Genomic DNA, 2,689 nt, shown 5'->3' with positions numbered 1-2,689 from the left:
GGCGGGCTCTCGCAGCCCGTCCGACCGACACACCCACTCACCCAAGCGCACCGCCGCCCCCCCCCCGGCCCCGCGCCCCCCCCCCCACTTCTCGCATCTCGGCGCGCGATCGCCGGTCCGACCGTGGTCTGGACGGGAACGGGAAAGGAGGCCGACCGGCCTCCCTTTCCAAGGTATAGCGCACGGGGGATCTTGCGGCAAGGCCCCCCTGGGGGCGCAGAATCTCCGTTCGTGCGTGGACCGTCGTCGGTCCGTGCCGTCCCGATCGACCTCGGACCGGAGCTGATGACGTTGCCCGACGCCCCCGTGACCGCCGACCGCACGACCGACCCGACCGCACGTCCGAACCCGGGCGCCGCCCAGACCTTCGACCTCCCCGAGCGGCTCGCCGCGAAGGCCGACCCCGCCCTGGTCGCAGCCGACGAGCGGCACTTCGCCGCGATCGCGGCGAGCCTCGAGCACTCCGTCGGGGACCTCTCGCAGCGCCTCGACGCGGCGCGCCGCGCGCCCGGCGGGAGCGGCACCGAGGCGCTCGAGCGCGACCAGGAGATCCACCGCCTCAGCGGTCGCCTGCGGCTGCTCCAGCGCTACGGCGTCGACCTGTGCCTGGGCCGCATGACGTTCGCCGACGGCTCCGCCCCGGTCTACGTCGGGCGCGTGGGCCTCACGGACACGGCGGGGGAGCGGCTGCTCGTGGACTGGCGCTCGCCCGCAGCCGAGCCGTACTTCGCCGCGACTCCCGCGCACCCGCTCGGCCTCGCGGCGCGACGCCGCTACCGGTGGACGCGCGGTCGCGTCACGGACTACTGGGACGAGGAGCTCGTGCCCGACGGCGCGGGCTCGGGCGCGGCGCTCGACGACCAGTCGGCGTTCGTCGCGAGCCTCGGCGTGAGCCGGTCGCCGCGCATGCGCGACGTGCTCGGCACGATCCAGGCGGACCAGGACGCGATCGTTCGCGCGGGCTCGCGGGGCGCTCTCGTCGTCGACGGCGGCCCGGGCACGGGCAAGACCGTCGTGGCGCTGCACCGCGCCGCCTACCTGCTCTACGCCGATCCCCAGGTGGGCGGCGGGCACGGAGGCGTCCTCGTCGTCGGGCCGAGCCGCCCCTACCTCGCGTACGTGGCGGACGTGCTGCCGGGCCTCGGCGAGGAGGGCGTGCAGACGTGCACGCTGCGCGACCTCGTGCCCGAGGGCGCGGCGGCGCGCCCCGAGACCGACCCCGAGGTGGCGCGCCTCAAGGCGTCCGCCGAGCTGGTCGCCGCGATCGAGCCGGCCGTGCGCTTCTCGGAGCGTCCGCCCGCGGAGGGGATGGAGGTCGAGACGCCGTGGGCAGACGTCTGGCTCTCGACGGCCGACTGGGCCGAGGCGTTCGAGTCCGTCGACCCGGGCACCCCGCACAACGAGGCGCGCGACGACGTCTGGGCCGCTCTCGTCGAGATCCTCGTGGACAAGACGGTGGGCGAGGGAGCCTCGGAGGACGCCGGGGACCTGTCGGCCGACGACGTGCGCCGCGCCCTGCGCGGCCACCGCGCGCTCGGCGCCGCGTTCGACCGCGCGTGGCCGCTCGTCGAGGCGACGGACCTCGTGGCCGACCTGTGGTCGGTGCCCGCCTACCTGCGCCTGTGCGCGCCGTCGCTCACGCCCGAGGAGGTGCGGGCGCTCCAGCGTGCGGACGCGCAGGCGTGGACGACGGCGGACCTGCCGCTGCTCGACGCTGCCCGGCAGCGCCTGGGCGACCCGGAGGCGTCGCGCCGCCGTCGCCGCAACGAGGCCGCGGCCGCGGCCGAGCGCGCCCGCATGGACGACGTCGTCGACCACCTCGTCGCGTCCGACGACAGCGAGCTCATGGTCATGACGATGCTCAAGGGGCAGGACCTGCGCGACGCGCTCGTCGACGAGGGGGCGATGGTCACGGCCACGCCCGACCGGCTCGCCGGCCCGTTCGCGCACGTCGTCGTCGACGAGGCGCAGGAGCTCACGGACGCCGAGTGGCAGATGGTGCTGAGTCGCTGCCCGTCACGCAGCGTCACGGTCGTCGGGGATCGCGCGCAGGCGCGTCACGGGTTCGCGGAGGGGTGGCGCGAGCGGCTCGGGCGCGTCGGGTTCGACCGGGTCGCGGAGGCGTCGCTGAGCGTCAACTACCGCACGCCGCAGGAGGTCATGGCGGCGGCGGAGCCCGTCATCCGGGCGGCGCTCCCGGACGCCAACGTCCCGACCTCGGTGCGCAGCACGGGCGTGCCGGTCGCCTACGGCTCGGTCGCGGACCTCGACGGGGTGCTCGACGGCTGGCTCGCCGAGCACGCCGAGGGCACGGCCTGCGTGATCGGCGGCGCGGGGTCCGTCGCTGCGTCGACCGAGCCGATCTCCGCGCGCCTCGGCGCGGAGCAGGACCGGGCGTCGCGCGTGCGGGTGCTCACACCCGAGACGGTGAAGGGCCTCGAGTTCGACCTCGTCGTGCTCGTGGACCCGCAGGCGTTCGGCCACGGCGTCGAGGGCGCCGTGGACCGGTACGTCGCGATGACGCGCGCGACGCAGCGCCTCGTCGTCCTGGATCGCTGAGGACCGGCGTGGGGGGGGGGTAAGGGGGAGGGAGGGGGGACCCACCAGGGGGCCACACACGCGAAGGAGGGGGGGGTGGGGGTGGGGGGGGGGGGGGGGCGGTAGAGACAGAAAAAAAGAAACACAGACG

General features: G+C 75.8%; 1 protein-coding gene. It reads left to right on the top strand.

Annotated elements, in window-relative coordinates:
- Window positions 1-285: 285 nt before the first annotated feature.
- Window positions 286-2,559 (top strand): RNA polymerase recycling motor ATPase HelR, encoded by a 2,274-nt coding sequence (gene helR, locus ACFWH7_RS15985; protein WP_378217797.1) that lies wholly within the window; start codon window positions 286-288, stop codon window positions 2,557-2,559.
- The last annotated feature ends 130 nt before the right edge of the window (window positions 2,560-2,689 follow it).

The sequence above is a fragment of the Cellulosimicrobium cellulans genome (assembly GCF_042723955.1).
Lineage (GTDB): Bacteria > Actinomycetota > Actinomycetes > Actinomycetales > Cellulomonadaceae > Cellulosimicrobium > Cellulosimicrobium cellulans_H.
This window is presented reverse-complemented; position numbering and strand designations above follow the sequence as displayed.

Coding starts and splice junctions, on each gene's coding strand:
- helR (WP_378217797.1), top strand. CDS start 286: ATGACGTTGCCCGACGCCCCCGTGACCGCCGACCGCACGACCGACCCG.